Genomic DNA, 15882 nt, shown 5'->3' with positions numbered 1-15882 from the left:
GCCGGACAGGGGCCCATCGTGAGCGGGCGAGGCAGGAAAGTCCGACGATCACGATGGTGGAGCAGATGACGGCGCCTTTCGAGTGGACCCCCGACGCCCGCGAGCTGGCCGATCTCGAGCTGCTGCTCTCCGGCGCCTTCAGACCGCTGGCGGGCTTCCTGAGCTCGGCGGACGCGCACGCCGTGGACGAGCGCGGCACGCTCGCCGACGGCACCCCGTGGCCCGCGCCGGTCACGCTCACCCTTCCGGACGACCACCCGGCCGCCCCCGGTGACCGGATCACCCTGCGCGACCCCGAGGGCGCGGCGCTCGCCGTGCTGACCGTCACCGGGCGCGAGGACGGCTTCGTCGCCGGCCCCGTCGAGCCGCTGGACGCCCCCGAGCACGGGCCGTTCGCCCGGCTGCGCCGTACCCCGGCGCGGGTCCGCGAGGAGCTGGGCGGGCGGGAGTCGGTCCTGGCCGTCACCATGCGCGGGCCGCTGGGCGACCTCGGCGAGATCATCGCGACCGCGCAGGAGCTGGAGGCGTCGATCCTGCTGCTCCCCCTGGCGTACGGCGAGGGCGGGCCCGCGGTGGTCCGCGCCGCGCTCAAGGCGCGCGACGGGCTGCCCGAGGACACGCTCGTGGCGGTGGTGCCGCTGGCGCCCAGGGAGCCCGCCATCGACCTGGAGCTGCGCGAGCGCGTGGCCGAGGCCTACGGCGCGACCGAGCATCTGGCGGGCCCCGAGCCCGTGACGCTCCCCGGCCCCCCGCACCGCCGCGGGCTGGTGGTCTTCTTCACCGGCCTGTCCGGCTCCGGCAAGTCGACCGTCGCCCGGGGGCTGCGCGACGCGCTGCTGGAACGCGGCAGCCGCACGGTGACCTACCTCGACGGTGACGTGGTCCGCCACCTGCTGTCGGCGGGGCTGACCTTCTCCAAGGAGGACCGCGACCTCAACATCCGCCGCATCGGCTTCGTCGCCGCCGAGGCCGCCAGGCACGGCGGGCTGGCGATCTGCGCGCCCATCGCGCCCTACGCGGCCACCCGCGAGGAGGTGCGGGAGATGGTCGAGGCCGTCGGCGCCGACTTCCTGCTGGTCCACGTGTCCACCCCCCTGGAGGAGTGCGAGCGCCGCGACCGCAAGGGGCTCTACGCCAAGGCCCGCGCAGGGCTCATCCCCGGGTTCACCGGCATCTCCGACCCGTACGAGGAGCCGGACGACGCCGATCTGGAGATCGACACCACCGGCATCAGCGTGGACCGGGCGGTGCACCAGGTGCTCGACCCGCTGATCCAGGGCGGCTGGATCCGATGACCCGAGTCCGGCGGCCCGGGGTGCGGCGGTTCGGGCCTGCCGGTTCGAGCCCGTCGGTTCGGGCTCGATGACCCGGCGTTGACGCCCCGCCGGTCCCCCGCCGCTCGCCGGTTCCCCGCCGCCGTACGGGGCGGCCCGGATCCGCGCCCGCGGTGGGGTCCGGTGGCCGTGGCCGGCCGGTGCGGCGGGGGACCGGCGGGGCTCAGCCCGCGGGGACGGCGGCGTTGAGGCGCGCGTCGCGGGCGAGCTCGCCGAAGGCCCTCCGGCCGCCGGGCGTGGTGTCGAACCGGGTGTCGCCCCGGGGTGCGCGCGGCGAGTCGAAGTAGATCAGGGCCTTGATCTGCGGGTACTCGCCGATCTCCCGGCGTACCGAGGTGAAGAACGACTCCTTGAACCCGGGCCTGTCGTGACGCTCGAAGACGCCCCACTCGGCGAGCATGACGGGTTTGTCCGGGAAGCGTTCCCGCATCCACCGGTAGAACCCGTGCCACCGGGGAAACTCCGGGCGGGTCTTGTTGACCAGCCCGTCGAAGCTGTGGACCCGGTGGTCGACGTAGGGGTCCATCGCCACCCAGTCGACCACGTCGTCACCGGGGTGGAGCTTCTCGAACCAGGGTTCGGACGCCCAGTTGGGCGCGCCCATGTAGGTCATCACCGTGACCGCGTTGGTCACGCCCCCGTGCCGCAGGCGCGTCACCACGTGCCGGAACATGGCGGCGTAGTCGGCCGCCGTCATCCCCTTGCCGCGGGCCTCCCGCACGTCGTCCTCCGGCTCGTGGTGGACGGTGAGGAAGAACTTCTCGGGGAAGGTCCTCACGATGTGGGCGGCCAGCCGGTCGATCCGCGCGTCCAGCGCCCCATGGGCGATCTGCTCCCAGGTGTGGTCGAGGGACGGCTTCCAGTTGACCAGCAGGAGCCTGCGGCCGTCCGGGTCGCGGGCGATGGCGCGCTCCGCGGGGGTCGGGAAGAGCTCGTCGCCCCGGTGGTAGACGTGCATGACGTCGGCCGTCCGGCCCATGCGCTTCTCCGCCCTCTCCAGGGCCCGCCCGGGAGGCCTCCCCGTGAAGATCTCCGGCGCGATGCCCCACCAGGCGCCGCAGGAGGGGACGAGCTTGCCGCTGACCTCGCAGGCCACCCGGGACGGCTCGGCGGACGGGTCCGGCGCACCTGCGACTCCCGGCGCGTCCGAGGTTTTCCCGGCGCCCGCGGCGTTCGAGGCCCGACCGCCCCCGCTCAGCCCCGCGATCCCCAGCGCGAGGGTGCCCAGCCCCAGCGCCAGGACGAGGCCGGAACCGGCGATTCTTACTACTCGCGGAATTACGTCTATAGCGGCATTTGTCTGATGCACCGGTTCCTCACAGCTGTCGCGCGTACGCATTCGTGGACGGTCCTCGACCATCACGGGGGAACACCTTCCCATCGCCCGGACGTGCCTCGTCCCAGACTTTGCCGGTCCGTGCCGTAGCTGCCTGGCGGACGACAGGAAATATCGGATAAACAGCTGTTATCTACCTGTGATCAGCGGGAGCAACGCAAAGAAAATCTTGTGTATTCGTTCGGGGAAATGGAAACCCGACCTATAGTTCCTAAGGTTCCCAGCGTCTGTTCGCCGGAGAGGCACCAGCGATATATGAGCCCGTCACCGGACGCTCCCGTCCGCCGCGGAGGCGAGGATCTGGCGGACTACGCGTCGCTTCTCCGTCGGCGGTGGCCGATCGTCCTCTCCCTGTTCCTGGCCGGAGCCGGTTGCGGCCTCGCCCTGCTGTGGCTCACCCCGGCCTCCTACACCGCCTCAGGGCAGGTCCTGGTGACCGCGACCGGCTCGCAGGAACAGACCAACCAGGTCACCGCCCGCCAGCGCGAACCCCTCAACCTCGACACCGAGGCACAGGTGGCCCGCTCCGCGGTGGTCGCGGCGAAGGCCCGCCGGCTGTTCGGCGGCCTTCCCTGTGCCGCGGAGGTCTCGGTGCCGCCCAACACCTCGGTCCTGGAGATCTCCTGCAGCGCCGCCGACCCGAAGGCCGCGGCCTCGGGCGCGAGCGCCTACGCCCTCGCCTACCTGGCCCAGCGCCGCGAGTCCGCCACCCAGATGCTCTCGGCCCAGCTCAAGGCCGTGTTGCTCAAGCTGAGACAGGCCAACGCGGGTCTCACCAAGGTCGCCACCGAGCTTCCCGATCTCGGCAGGGGGACCACCGAGCGGGCCCTCGCCCTCCAGCGGCAGAACGTCCTCGCCCGCCAGGTTCACAGCCTCACCGCCAGGTACGACGCCCTCAAGACCGTCGCCGTCACCCCCGGCTCCGTGATCAGCCAGGCGGTGGCGCCGACCGGGCCCGCCACCCCCCGGCCGCCCCTCTACCTGGGCAGCGGCCTCATGGCGGGGCTGCTGTGCGGGGTCGGGGTCGCCTGGCTCCGCGACCGCCTCGACACCGCCCTGCGAACCGCCGCCGACGTCAGGCGCCTGACCGGCCTCGACGCCGTCAACAGCGGGGAGACGCACGACCTGGCGGGCGCGGTGCTCGTGGTCGCCGTACCCGGCACCTCCTCGCGCGAGGTGAAGGACGCCGTACGGGCCCTGAACGAACGCGGGGTTCCCGTGGTCGGCGCGTTCGTCATCGGCGACGAGGCCCCGTCGTTCACCGTGTCTCCGTCTCCCCCCGCGCGGGTCCCGGGCGTCTCGCAGGCGCCGCAGATCCCCCACCTCCCGCAGGCTCCGCAGGGCTCACAGGCTTCCCGCCTCTCGCAGACCCCGCACGTCTCGCAGACCCCGCACGTCTCGCCCGCGCCGCGGTCCGGAGGGGCGCGAGACCGCGAGAGCCTCCCGAGGAGAGCCGGGCGGCCTCTCGCCGGCCTGGCGAGCAGCGTGCCGGGCGGCGGCACGGCCGTCCCCGAGCCGCCCTGCGAGAAATCGGAGGCACCCGCCCGCCCGGGAGCGCACGGGATGAGCGGGACCGGGACGAGCGACGCGAGCGGCGACGGAGCACGCGGGGCGAACGGGGCGCACGGATCAGCCGGTGCTTCGGAGGCGCTGCTCGCGCCTCGGGTGTACGGGAACGTTCCACCCGCCCGGCAGACGGCGGGCGGGCGGAGGGGGCGCAGGTCGTGAGGGGTCCGCGTCCGGCCGTCTGGCCGATCGCCGCGCTCCTGGTGGGATACCCGGCCTGGTGGGCGCTCGGTTTCGGGGGCCTGTCGGTGATCGTGGTGGCCCCGGCGATGGCGCTGGTCCTGTGGCGGAGACGGCCGATCAGGGCGCCGCGCGGCTTCGGCCTCTGGCTGCTGCTCCTGGCGGGTTACCTGATCAGCGCGCTCATGCTCGGCGAGATGCCGCCCGGCACCTACGGCGAGTTCGGCGCCGGACGGCTGATCGGCTACCTGATGCGCCTGTGCCTCTACGTCTCACTGTTGATCATGGTGCTCTATCTGGGGAACCTGACGGAGGAGGAGCTGCCGCAGCTCACCCTGGTGCGGATGCTCGGCGCGCTGTTCCTCACGACCGTCGCGGGCGGCCTGCTGGGCGTGTTCGCCCCGCGCGCCGAGTTCACCTCGCCGGTCGAGATGGTCCTCCCGGGCTGGATCAGCGGCAACCCCTTCGTCCACAACCTGATCCACCCCACCGCCGCCCAGATGCAGCGGGTCCTCGGCCACGCCTCGCCGCGCCCCGAGGCGCCGTTCGAGTGGGCCAACGCCTGGGGTGGCAACCTCTCGGTGCTGCTCGTCTGGTTCGTGGTCGGCTGGTGGGTGTACGGCGGGCCGCGCAGGCGCCTGGCCGTGGTGCCGCTGGTCGCGCTGGCCGCGATCCCCGTCGTCTACTCGCTCAACCGCGGCCTGTGGATCGGGCTCGGGGTCGCCGCCGCGTACGTCCTGCTGCGCCTGGGCGCGCGGGCCCGCGTCGCGACCTGCGCGGCCCTGACCGCCGGGGCGCTGGCGTTCACCCTCAGCCCGCTGCAGGCGGTGGTGGCCCAGCGGCTCGACAGCCCGCACAGCAACGACATCCGCGCCTTCACCGTCTCGGCGACCCTCGCCGCCGCGGGCACCGCGCCGCTCGTCGGGTACGGCAACACCCGCAACGCCACGGGCAACCACCGGACGATCACCACCGGCAAGAGCGGGTGGTGCCCCACCTGCGGCCACCCGCCGCTGGGCGGGGACGGCCAGCTCTGGCACCTGATGATCACGCAGGGTTTCGCGGGGGCCGCGCTCTACGTGGCGTTCTTCGCGGGGGCCGTCCGCCGCCACTGGCGTGACCGGAGCCCGATCGGCCTGGCCGGGGTCCTCGTGATGATCCTCACCCTCCTCTACATGTTCGTCTACGACGGGCTGGTCACCCCGCTCAGCCTGTACCTCGTCTCGTTCGCGCTGCTCTGGAGGAACTCGATGGCGAGCACGGCTTCATGAACGACGCCCGCGCCCGTCTGCGCTACCTGGACCAGACTCTCGACCTGCTGTTCCCCGGCCCCGGCGACCCGAGCCCGTACACCCTGCTCCCGCACCGCCTGCTCCCCCGCAGGCTGGTCCCCCGCGCGTGGTGGCACCCGGGCGGGCGGGTCACCGTGCCGTCGGGCCGGGACGGCATCGAGAGCCACCTGAGCGAGGTGTTCGGCACACCCGTCCGCGTCACGCTGCGCGTGCGACCGGCCAGGCGGGCCAACCGCAAGCCGATCCTGGAGGCGCGCGCCGCCGACGGGCCGATCGCCTTCGTGAAGATCGGCGACACCGACCTGACCCGGGAGCTCGTCGCCCACGAGGCGCGGACGCTCGGCCTGCTCGCCGGGGTTCCGCTGAAGACCGTCGTCCCGCCCGCCGTGCTGCACCACGGATCCTGGCGTGGCCTGTCCGTGCTGGCGCTGACCCCGCTTCCGGTACGGCGGGGACGGATACCGGGCGAGGTCCTCACCGACGCGATCGCCGAGATCGCCCGCATTCCCGGGGAGCATGCCCCGGAGCGCGCTCCGCTCGACGGCCGGGCCCGGGGGAACCCGGCTCCGGAAAGCTCGCCTCCCGAAGCCGCCGCCCGCACCGGACAGGCCCCCGAAGCCTCCCGCACCGGACAGACCCCCGGAGACCTCGCCCGCACCGGACAGACCCCCGGAGGCCCGGCTCCGGGGGACCCGCTTCCCGGAGACACGAGCCGGGGGCCCGGGGAACCGTCCTGCGGGCGAGGGTTCTCCTGGCACGGCGACCTGACGCCGTGGAACATCTCGCGCGGGCCCGACGGGCGGCTGCTGGTCTGGGACTGGGAGCGGTTCGGCACCGGGGTCCCGCTGGGCTTCGACGCCGTCCACCACTTCTTCCAGCGGGCGCTACGCCGCGACGACCCGGCCACAGCGGCCAGGGCCTGCGTGGCGCGGGCCCTGCGGATCCTGGCACCGTTCGGGCTGTCGGCCGCCGAGTCCCGGCTGACCGCGCTCCGCTACCTGATCGCCCTCGCCGACCGTCACGCGGCCGACGGCCACGCGCCCCTCGGACCGCCCGAGGTCTGGCTCACCCCCCTCGCCGACTCCCAGGAGACGCTGCTGTGAAGCCCGCGTTGAAGCGTTCGGTCCACGCGGCGTCGGGGGCCATAGGTCGCCTCACCTCGGGAAGCCGGGTGCTGCCCTCCTTCCTCATCATCGGGGCGCAGCGCTGCGGCACCACCTCCCTGTACCGCGTCCTGTCCCAGCACCCGCTCGTCCTGAAACCCGTCCTGCGCAAGGGCGTGCACTACTTCGACACGGCGTACGACCGGGGCCTGTCCTGGTACCGGGCGCACTTTCCGCTGCGGGCGTCGGCCTCCCGGCTGGCCCGCAGGTACGGCTGCCGGCCCCAGGCGTTCGAGTCGTCGCCCTATTATCTGTTCCACCCACTGGCCGGCCCCAGGATCGCCCACGACCTGCCGGGCGCGAAACTGATCGTGCTGGTCCGCGACCCCGTCGAGCGGGCCTTCTCCGCGCACGCCCACGAGCTGGCCAGGGGCTTCGAGACGGAGCGGTCCTTCGCCAGGGCCGTACGGCTGGAGGAGGAGCGGCTGGCCGGGGCCGAGGAGGCCCTGATCGCCTCGCCGCACTCGACGAACCTGGCCCACCGCCACCACGCCTACCTCGCCAGGGGCCGTTACGCCGAGCAGCTCGCCCGGCTGGAACCGCTGGTAGGCCGCGACCGGCTGCTCGTCCTCGACAGCGGCCGGTTCTTCGCCGAACCCGACCTCGTCTACGACCGCGTGCTGGCGTTCCTCGGGTTGCCGCACCTCGGCGACCCGGTTTTCGAGCGGCACAACAACCGGGCCAGGCCGGGCCCCATGTCCCGCAAACTCCGCCGCGAGCTGACGGCCCACTTCGCGGAGCAGGACACCCTGCTGACCTCGTGGCTGGGCGCGGAGCCGTCGTGGCGCCGCTGACCACCACTCGCCTGGCGGGCCTGACGGGCTTGAGGGGGGCCGCGCGGGGCGGGGTGGCGGGGCTGGCGGGAGCGGGGGCGGGGGCCGCCGCGCAGTTCCTGACGGTCGTGCTGGTCACCAGGGGGGTGGGGCAGGAGACGGCAGGTCTCTTCTTCTCGGGAACCGCCCTGTGCCTGATGGTCGCCGCTGTCCTGCGGCTGGACGCCGGGAACGGGCTGGTCTACTTCATCGCCAGGTCCAGGTCCTTCGGCTACCGCCGCGCCTGCGGTCACGTCCGAGCCGCGCTCGTCCCGGTCGCCTCGCTCTCGCTGGCGGCCGGCGCGGCGGTCATCCTCACCACCTCCGACCCGGTGCCGCGGGTGCTGGCGGTGGCCCTGCCCGCGGTGGCGTGCTCGGGCGTCGTGGTGGGCGCGACCCGCGGGTTCGGCTCGATGCGGCCGACCGTGCTGCTGGACGGGGTGCTGCAGCCGGTGACCCAGCTGCTCCTGGTCGGGGCGGTGGTGCTCGCGGACCGCGACTCCGTGCCGCTGCTCGCCGCGGCGTGGGCGCTGCCGTACCTGCCGGTGCTGCTGCTGGCCTCGATCTGGCTGCGCCGGCGGTTGCCCCGGACCCCCTGCCCGCCGGGTACCGCGCGCGACCTGTGGCGCCACACCTGGCCCCGGTCGCTGGCTGCCGGGATCCAGGCGGTGTTCCAGCGGCTGGACGTCGTGATCGTGGCGCTGCTGGCCGGGCCGGCCGAGGCGGCCGTCTACACCGCCGCCACCCGTTTCAAGATCGTGGGCCAGCTGGCCGGTCAGGGGCTGGCGCAGGCCACGCAGCCGAGGCTGGTGCGGGCCCTGGCCGGGGGCGACCTGCCGCGCGCCCGCGAGCTGTACCAGTCGGCCACCCTCTGGCTGGTCCTGCTGACCTGGCCGGTCTGGCTGGGGTACGCCGCGCTCGCGCCCTGGCTGCTCGGCGCCGTCTTCGGGGACGGCTACACCGGCGGCGCGCCGGTGGCGTTCGTGCTGGCCGCCACGATGATGCTCGCCACGGCGTGCGGGATGGCCGACGTGGTGCTGACCTCCGCCGGGCACACCGGGTCCAGCCTGGCCAATCTGGTCGCCGCCGTCGCGACGGCGGTGGCGCTGGACCTGCTGCTGATCCCCTCGATGGGCTCGCTCGGGGCCGCCCTCGGCTGGGCGGGGGGCACGGTGGTCAAGAACCTGCTGCCGCTGTGGCGCATCCACCGCCTGTACGGCCTGCGCCCCTTCGGCACGCACAGCCTGACCGCCCTGAACCCCCGGCGGACCCCGTGACCGTGCGGCCCGGCCGCTCTCAACCCCGGCGGACATCATGACCGCGTCGCCCGGCCGCTCTCAATCCCCGGCGGACCCGGTGACCGCGCGGCCCGGCCGTCCCGGACGCCGTGCCCGCACGCGGCCCGGCCGTTCCAGGAAGCTGGACGGGCGGTGGGGGCCGTGACGCCCGTGCTGGTCACCGGGCTGCCCAGGACCGGGACGAGCTGGACGGGCAGGATGCTCGCGGCGAGCGGGGAGCTGGTCTACGTCAACGAGCCGCTCAACCCCGAACACCCGCCGGGCCGCTCCCCCGGCGTCCTCGACGCCGTGGTCGGCCACCGCTTCCAGTACATCTGCCCGGACAACGAGCGGGCCTGGCTGCCCGCCTTCGCCCGTACGGTCGCGCTGCGCTACGGGTTCCTGGCGGAGCTGCGCCGCAACCGGTCACCGTACGACCTGGCGCGGATGGTCCGGTACGGCACCGCGTTCACGCTGGGGCGGCTGGGCGGGCGCCGGGCGCTGCTGGACGACCCGTTCGCGCTGTTCTCCGCCGGATGGTTCGCCGACCGGCTGGGCTGCCGGGTGATCGTCCTGTTGCGCGACCCGGTGGCGTTCGTCGGCAGCTGGCAGCGGCTCGGCTGGACGGTCTACTTCCACGAGCTGCTCGAACAGCCGCTGCTGGTGCGTGACCAGCCGCACCTGGAGGCGTTGCGCCCGCTGATCGGCTCCCAGGACCGCGTCGCCAAGGCCGTGGCCCTGTGGCGGGTGGCCGGGATCACCGCCGCCGACCTGGCCGACCGGCACCCGGGGATCATGCTTGCCCGCTACGAGGACCTGGCCCGTGACCCCCTGACGGGCTTTCGCCACCTGTACGAGTGGGCGGGCCTGACCTGGTCGGCCCGAGCCGAGGAGCGCGTCCGCCGTGCGTGCACGACCAGGTCGGGCGTGACCGCGTCGGGCACGGGCCCCGGCGGCTTCGCCTGGAGCGGCCTGTCCCGCACGGCCTACCGGCCGATGGACTCGCGCCGCGCCCTCGCCGAGGCCGGTGCCCGACTGAGCCCCGAGGAGGCCCTCCGGGTCAGGGAGCTGATCTCCGCGAAACGCTGACGGCCGATCAGGACGATGACGGTCGGGAAGCTCGGCGAAGCCCCCGGCACCGGCGCCTCAAAGCTTCACGGCTCAGAGCTCAGGACTCAGGAGAAGAGGCCTCGTACGAGGGAGACCGTGAGGAGCCGGAGCGCGTACGGCAGGTCGTCGACCAGGTAGCGGCGGGCGAGCCTGCCCGGTTCCCGCGTCAGCCGGAAGATCCACTCCAGGCCACCGCGGCGCATCCATGCCGGTGCCCGCCGGACGGTGCCCGCGGCGAAGGAGATCGCCGAACCGCAGCCGACGAACCAGGTGCCCGGCAGGTCCCGGCGGAGCGAGGCGATGAGCCGCTCCTGCCGGGGGAAGCCGAGCCCGACGAAGACCAGCCGGGGTGCTGCGGCGATCACGGCGTCGCGCACCCGGGCGTAACTCTCAGGATCGTCCTCGAACCCGTACGGCGGGGCGTCGACCCCGGCGATCATCAGCGTCGGATGGCGGTTCACCAGCTCGCGGGCCGCCTGCGCGGCCGTGCCCCGGGGACCGCCCAGCAGGTATACGGGATGGCGGTAGAAGGCGGCGGCCTCCGACAGGGACCAGATCAGGTCGGCGCCGGTGACCCTGCCGGGGATGGGGGTGCCGAGCAGTCTCGCCGCCCACACCAGCGGCATGCCGTCGGCCACCGCCAGGTCGGCGCGCTCGACGAACCGGCGGGCCCGGGGGTCTCGGGCGACGGTCCGGCTGATGTCGACGTTCGGGGTGACGAGGTGGCCGCCCTCACCGCGTTTCAGGGCGGCGACCACGTGGTCGACGACCTCGCTCTCGGTCATCGGGTCGATCGCGACCCCCGCCACGTGCACGCGCCTGCGCAGACGCCTGCGGGTGGCCTTGTCGGGCCGGGGCCTCCGGCGGGGGACGCCCGGGGTCGTCCCCCGCCTGGCGACCGGCGTTCCGGCCCGCCCTGCGACGGCGGGCAGGCCGGGCACCGGATCGCGACCGGTGGTCGCGGACCGGTGGTCGGTGAGGGGCGGGGCCGGCGTCACGGTGTCACGGGTGGCCGGGACCGCGGCCCGCCTCACCACGGACGACATGACCTGCGAGTCGTGGCGCATGACCGCCGGCGGCGGCTCGGCGGCGCGCCCCGGCGCGGGCGGAAGGACCGGCAGGCCGTAGCGAGCGGTCGCGCGCGGGCGCTCGACGGCCTGCCCCGCCGCGGACGGAGCGAGCACCAGACCGTGGCGGGGGAACACCGGCGGGCGCTCGACGGGCTGTCCCGTCAGGAGCGAGGCGACCGGCGGGCCGTGGCGCGCGGGTACCGGCGGGTGCTCGGCGGCCTGGTCCGTCATGGACGGCACGATCCAGGCACCGTGGCGGAGGGTCACCCGTGGCTGCTCGGTGATGGGCGCCATCAGATGCCGTGCCCTCGGTGGTTCAGGACACTGAGCATGATCCTCGCGGGGATCAGGCCCGCCGCCACCGCGAGCGCGATGGGCGCGCGGGGCTCGCCGTGGCGGGCGGTGAACGCCCGCCAGGCCCAGCGGCCCGCCTCCCGCCGCTGGCCGAGGGCCGCGTGGTGGAAGGCGAGCTGACCGTAGACCCGCGCCGCGCCGCGCGGATCCACGGCCAGATCAGGGTGCCGGGCGAGCATCCACTGCAGCCCGGCGATCCGGTCGGCCCAACGGGCCACGTACGAGGAGCCACCCCAGCGCACCCGGACCAGGGGCCGGTCGACGTGCACGATGGGGTGTTGGGCGGCGGCGCGCAGCGCCAGGTCCCAGTCCTCGTTCTGGCCCTTGGGGGCGCTCTCGTCCACCCAGAGCCCGCCGCGCCGGAACAGGAAGGTCGAGGAGTGCACCATCACCATCCGCGAGCGCACCAGGTGGCGGTAGGTGACGCGGCTGGTCCCGGCCAGCCGGGGGATGCGCCGCGAGCCGTACTCGACCTCGATGGCGCAGCTGCAGAAGCGCGCGTCCGGCTCCGCCTCCAGGGCGGCGACCTGGGCCTCGATCTTGCCGGGCAGCCACTGGTCGTCGTCGTCGCAGAAGGCGACCATGTCGGTGCCGAGGGCCGCGATGCCGGTGTTGCGGGCCCCGGGCAGGCCCGGGGTGAGCCGGTTGGCCATCACGCGCACGCCGCGTGGGGGCGCCTCGCGCCGGCCGGGCGCCAGTGCCCGGCCGGCCAGGAGGTCGGCCACCTGGTCGGCGACCCAGGCCGGATCACCGCCGTCCACGACGACGACGACCTCGACGGGGCCGGGGTGGTCCTGACCGAGCACGGCGAGCGTGGCCGCGCGCAACTGGTCAGGCCGGTGTCCCCGGGTGGGGATGACGACACCCACCGATGTGTTCACCAGGACCTCCCGAGGATGCTCTGGCCTTCAGGCCGGTGAGGAATCGGGAGCGACAGAGCCGTCATGGCCCGAGCGTGCTCTGAACGTTCAGTCATTTCGATCGGCTTCTTTCTGAGTCGCGTAGCCGTAGCCGTCCGCGCGCTGAAGATGACGGACATGCCGGTGGTTGATTCCGGTGACGCGACCGTGCCGGGTGGTGATGTCGAATGAGCCGGAGGAGCGGACCAGGACTCGCCCGGCGTGAAGCCCGGCCTTCTTGCCTGCCGGGACGTTCGCCCGGACCAGGTCGCCGGTCTGGAAGCCGTGGTGCAGCTTGATCCGTGGCCGGACAAGACGGGGGAACCCGTATCGATCAGGGGTGGTGCGGGCGTAGGTGCCGCGCCCGGCCGCCAGCAGGCGACGGGCACGGGCGGGGTGGCAGGGGTCGAGCGGGTGGCCGTGCCTGTCCAGGATGAACACGACGGGGTGAACCTCACGGTTCGCTCCCTCGGGCGCCGAAGCGTCCTCGGGGTGACGCCGAACGGGCCAGGTGCCGGTCCGCTCGATCTCCCCTCGCCCAGGTTGAACACCAGGGACCGCCGCGAGGCGGTGTCCGTGAGCCGTTTCGTGCCCACCCTCGGGCGTGTCTGCTCCCACGGATTCCGGAGCGGCAGGCTGAGGAAGCACCCGCCGGTGGGTCTGCGATCTCGTGTTCAACATAGCCATCAAAACGCACCTCCTTGAACTGACGGCCAGGGCTGGTCAACACGGGGCTTCGAAGCGCATCGTCGCGCCTCAAGCCCTCTCCTTCAGGAGGGGGCCGTCGACGCGAGTCTCCTGTGATAGCCATACTTGATCATGAGGGGCCAGGTCAGCGCGGTGACCAGGCGCGACTGCCGGGACGACGCGACGGCGCGCCAGCTGTCGTCCCTGGTCAGCTCCGTGCGGCCGACCGTGAAGCGCACGGGGTTGCCCGAGGCCGTGTGCGCCGTCGAGAGCTCCGCCCAGTTGCCCGACAGGAAGTCGAGGCGGCACGGGAGTCCGATCCTGGCGACCACGCGCCTGAGCGTGTCGGCGGGGGCGTCGAGCAGGTCCTCGTAGCGGATCCGGGTGACCGGTACGCCCCTGCGGGCGAGGAGTTCGAGGCTCAGATTCTCGCTCAGCCAGTGCAGCGAGGTGCGAGAGGGCGACCAGTGGGTCATCGGGCGCCCGTCCTCGGGACGCGCGACCCTCCTGCGCCAGGAGTGCGCGACCGCGCGGGGGTCGCGGACCACGTGGACGACCTGGACGTCGACCCCGGCCGCCGCGAGGCAGAAGGCCAGCGAGGCGTGCTTGCTGGAGTCGATCACGACCGGGCAGTCGGCGACCTCGCCCGCCGCGTTGTACAGGTCACGGTAGACCGCGGCGTACTCGTCCAGCTCGGCGGTGCCGGGCGTCGGCCACCTGCCGGTGCCCGCCTGCTCCTCGGCCAGCAGCCTGGCCAGGGTCGGGATGCGCCGGGTGCGGTCGACGCGGGACCTGAGCGCGATCATCCGGTGCGCCAGACCCTCGGACCAGCCGCCGAACGCGCGCTCGCCGACCTTCTCCCAGAAGGGGCACGACCCGAAGGGCTCGCCGCACCCGCAGGACTCGTCCGCGAGCGCGCTCCTGGCCCAGAGGTGGACGACCTCGCCGAGCGGCGCGATGCCGGGGACCTCCCCCAGCAGGCGCTCGAGCAGCGTGGTCCCGCTGCGGCCGAGGCCGCCCAGGAATACCACCCGAGCAGGTGACGGACTATCAGACACAGGCACGAATCCTTACCCGACGGATACGGAACGTGCCGAGGCTAGCGCGGAGCGTAACGGAGGAGTCAGAGAACGGACAAAGGATCTACCCAGCGGGTGTAACGCCGCCCGTCTCCTGAACGGGAAAGGGCCGGAACCTCGCAACCCGGTGCCGGGCGGGCCCATGGCCGGGTCACGGGCGCGAGGGGATGCGCGGTTCCACGAACGACGACCGGCACCTCGGGAAGGGCTCCGCACCGCCGGACGGGCTTACCCGGAAGGGTTCGGAAAGAACGATCCGACCGGCACCGTGGACGGCTTCAGGGACGGCTCCGGGAACGGCGAACCGCCCGCGGTCCGGCGTGGCCCTCCCGTCGCGCACGGGGAGGGGCCACGGCGGCCCGCGGGCGGGCAGGCGGGGCGTGCCTACCGGGCGTCGACGATCATCCCGGCGCCGACCGTGTTGTTGGTGGACTCGTCCACGAGGATGAATCCGCCGGTGAGGCGGTTGCGGGCGTAGTCGTCGACGAACAGGGGCTGGGTGACGCGGAGCGACACCCGCCCGATCTCGTTGAGGCCGAGCGACTGGGCCGTCTCGTCCCGGTGCAGGGTGTTGACGTCCAGCCGGTAGTGCAGGTCCTTGACCAGGGCACGGGCCGTGCGGGTGGTGTGCTTGATGGTCAGCTTGGTGCGCGGGGACAGCTTGGCGGTGTCGGCCATCCAGCAGATCATCGCCTCCAGCTCCTGGGAGACCTGCGGCTGGTTGTTCGGGCGGCAGATCATGTCGCCGCGCGAGATGTCGATGTCGTCCTCCAGTCGCAGGGTGACCGACATCGGCGGGAACGCCTCGTCGACCGGCCCGTCGAAGGTGTCGATCGACGCGATCCGCGTGGCCAGGCCCGAGGGCAGGTGCATGACCTCGTCGCCCGGCTTGAGCACCCCTCCGGCGACCTGGCCCGCGTAGCCGCGGTAGTCGTGCAGGGAGGGGTCGGTGGCCCGCTGCGGGCGGATGACGTACTGCACGGGGAAGCGTACGTCGACCAGGTTGCGGTCGGAGGCGATGTGCACGTGCTCCAGGTGGTGGAGCAGGGAGGACCCGTTGTACCAGGGCGTGTTCTCCGAGCGTGACACCACGTTGTCGCCGTGCAGCGCCGACATCGGGATGAACGTGAGGTCCGGGGCGTTCAGCTTGGAGGCGAACGCGGTGAACTCCTCGCGGATCTCCTCGAACCGTTCCTGGGAGTAGTCGACCAGGTCCATCTTGTTGACGGCCAGCACCAGGTGCGGCACCCGCAGCAGGGTGGTGAGGAACGCGTGCCGCCGCGACTGCTCCAGCACGCCCTTGCGGGCGTCGATCAGGACGATCGCCAGGTCGGCGGTGGAGGCGCCGGTGACCATGTTGCGGGTGTACTGGATGTGCCCGGGGGTGTCGGCGATGATGAACTTGCGCTTGGGAGTGGCGAAGTAGCGGTAGGCCACGTCGATCGTGATGCCCTGCTCCCGCTCGGCCCGCAGGCCGTCGGTGAGGAGCGACAGGTCGGTGTACTCGGTGCCGCGGTCGCGGGAGGTGCGCTCGACGGCCTCCAGCTGGTCCTCGAAGATCGCCTTGGAGTCGAAGAGCAGCCGCCCGATGAGGGTCGACTTTCCGTCGTCGACACTTCCCGCCGTGGCGAAGCGAAGAATGTCCATTAGCGCTGCTCTCCAGAGGTCGTACGGCGTGCGCGGCGGGACCGCGCGGGAAGGGGCTCGCGGGAGGCCGGGTGGG

Annotated in this window: 13 protein-coding genes; 7 read left to right on the top strand and 6 right to left on the bottom strand. The window is 73.2% G+C overall.

What is annotated here, in order from left to right:
• The first annotated feature begins 65 nt into the window (after positions 1-65).
• A complete protein-coding gene (gene cysC / locus ACVCAG_RS40260; RefSeq protein ID WP_440088257.1) occupies positions 66-1295 on the top strand; it encodes an adenylyl-sulfate kinase in 1230 nt (409 codons plus the stop codon).
• A gap of 202 nt (positions 1296-1497) precedes the next feature.
• Here the strand turns inward: cysC and ACVCAG_RS40255 are convergent, their stop codons facing one another.
• A complete protein-coding gene (locus ACVCAG_RS40255; RefSeq protein WP_440088259.1) occupies positions 1498-2643 on the bottom strand; it encodes a glycoside hydrolase family 26 protein in 1146 nt (381 codons plus the stop codon).
• 282 nt (positions 2644-2925) lie between these two features.
• Here ACVCAG_RS40255 and ACVCAG_RS40250 point away from each other — a divergent pair, with 282 nt between their 5' ends.
• The 6 genes from ACVCAG_RS40250 (at position 2926) to ACVCAG_RS40225 (ending at position 10049) form a co-directional block, all read left to right on the top strand.
• The gene (locus ACVCAG_RS40250; protein ID WP_447191373.1) at positions 2926-4398 is read left to right on the top strand and encodes a Wzz/FepE/Etk N-terminal domain-containing protein; all 1473 of its coding nucleotides are present in this window, start codon (positions 2926-2928) and stop codon (positions 4396-4398) included.
• Positions 4395-5687, top strand: coding sequence for a hypothetical protein (locus ACVCAG_RS40245; RefSeq protein ID WP_440088261.1), 1293 nt, complete (start codon positions 4395-4397; stop codon positions 5685-5687). The genes ACVCAG_RS40250 and ACVCAG_RS40245 overlap by 4 nt, the downstream gene beginning before the upstream one ends.
• Positions 5684-6811, top strand: coding sequence for a hypothetical protein (locus ACVCAG_RS40240; RefSeq protein ID WP_440088263.1), 1128 nt, complete (start codon positions 5684-5686; stop codon positions 6809-6811). Before ACVCAG_RS40245 ends, ACVCAG_RS40240 begins: the two co-directional genes overlap by 4 nt.
• Positions 6808-7665, top strand: a complete 858-nt coding sequence (locus tag ACVCAG_RS40235; protein ID WP_440088265.1) for a sulfotransferase domain-containing protein — start codon at positions 6808-6810, stop codon at positions 7663-7665. The genes ACVCAG_RS40240 and ACVCAG_RS40235 overlap by 4 nt, the downstream gene beginning before the upstream one ends.
• Positions 7653-8960 (top strand): lipopolysaccharide biosynthesis protein, encoded by a 1308-nt coding sequence (locus ACVCAG_RS40230; RefSeq protein ID WP_447191372.1) that lies wholly within the window; start codon positions 7653-7655, stop codon positions 8958-8960. The genes ACVCAG_RS40235 and ACVCAG_RS40230 overlap by 13 nt, the downstream gene beginning before the upstream one ends.
• A gap of 162 nt (positions 8961-9122) precedes the next feature.
• The gene (locus ACVCAG_RS40225) at positions 9123-10049 is read left to right on the top strand and encodes a sulfotransferase (RefSeq protein WP_440088268.1); all 927 of its coding nucleotides are present in this window, start codon (positions 9123-9125) and stop codon (positions 10047-10049) included.
• Between the two features lie 86 nt (positions 10050-10135).
• Here ACVCAG_RS40225 and ACVCAG_RS40220 read toward each other — a convergent pair whose 3' ends face one another.
• From ACVCAG_RS40220 to cysN, 5 genes are all read right to left on the bottom strand, one after another.
• Positions 10136-11371, bottom strand: a complete 1236-nt coding sequence (locus tag ACVCAG_RS40220; protein WP_447191371.1) for a WecB/TagA/CpsF family glycosyltransferase — start codon at positions 11369-11371, stop codon at positions 10136-10138.
• 62 nt (positions 11372-11433) lie between these two features.
• A complete protein-coding gene (locus ACVCAG_RS40215) occupies positions 11434-12375 on the bottom strand; it encodes a glycosyltransferase (RefSeq protein WP_440088271.1) in 942 nt (313 codons plus the stop codon).
• 87 nt (positions 12376-12462) lie between these two features.
• On the bottom strand, positions 12463-12834 hold the full coding sequence (locus ACVCAG_RS40210) for an RRXRR domain-containing protein (RefSeq protein ID WP_447191370.1): 372 nt from the start codon (positions 12832-12834) through the stop codon (positions 12463-12465).
• Between the two features lie 329 nt (positions 12835-13163).
• Positions 13164-14111, bottom strand: coding sequence for a sulfotransferase (locus ACVCAG_RS40205; protein ID WP_447191369.1), 948 nt, complete (start codon positions 14109-14111; stop codon positions 13164-13166).
• Positions 14112-14543: 432 nt separating this feature from the next.
• A complete protein-coding gene (gene cysN / locus ACVCAG_RS40200) occupies positions 14544-15806 on the bottom strand; it encodes a sulfate adenylyltransferase subunit CysN (RefSeq protein ID WP_440088277.1) in 1263 nt (420 codons plus the stop codon).
• Between the last annotated feature and the right edge of the window lie 76 nt (positions 15807-15882).

Source organism: Streptosporangium sp. G12 (genome assembly GCF_052983175.1).
The sequence above is the reverse complement of the archived record's forward strand: the minus strand, read 5'-3'. Positions and strand labels throughout refer to the sequence as shown.

Excerpts from the sequence above, each read along its gene's own strand:
- ACVCAG_RS40220 (WP_447191371.1), bottom strand. The coding sequence starts at position 11,371 with ATGACGGACCAGGCCGCCGAGCACCCGCCGGTACCCGCGCGCCACGGC.
- ACVCAG_RS40240 (WP_440088263.1), top strand. The coding sequence starts at position 5,684 with ATGAACGACGCCCGCGCCCGTCTGCGCTACCTGGACCAGACTCTCGAC.
- ACVCAG_RS40250 (WP_447191373.1), top strand. The coding sequence starts at position 2,926 with ATGAGCCCGTCACCGGACGCTCCCGTCCGCCGCGGAGGCGAGGATCTG.
- cysC (WP_440088257.1), top strand. The coding sequence starts at position 66 with ATGACGGCGCCTTTCGAGTGGACCCCCGACGCCCGCGAGCTGGCCGAT.
- cysN (WP_440088277.1), bottom strand. The coding sequence starts at position 15,806 with ATGGACATTCTTCGCTTCGCCACGGCGGGAAGTGTCGACGACGGAAAG.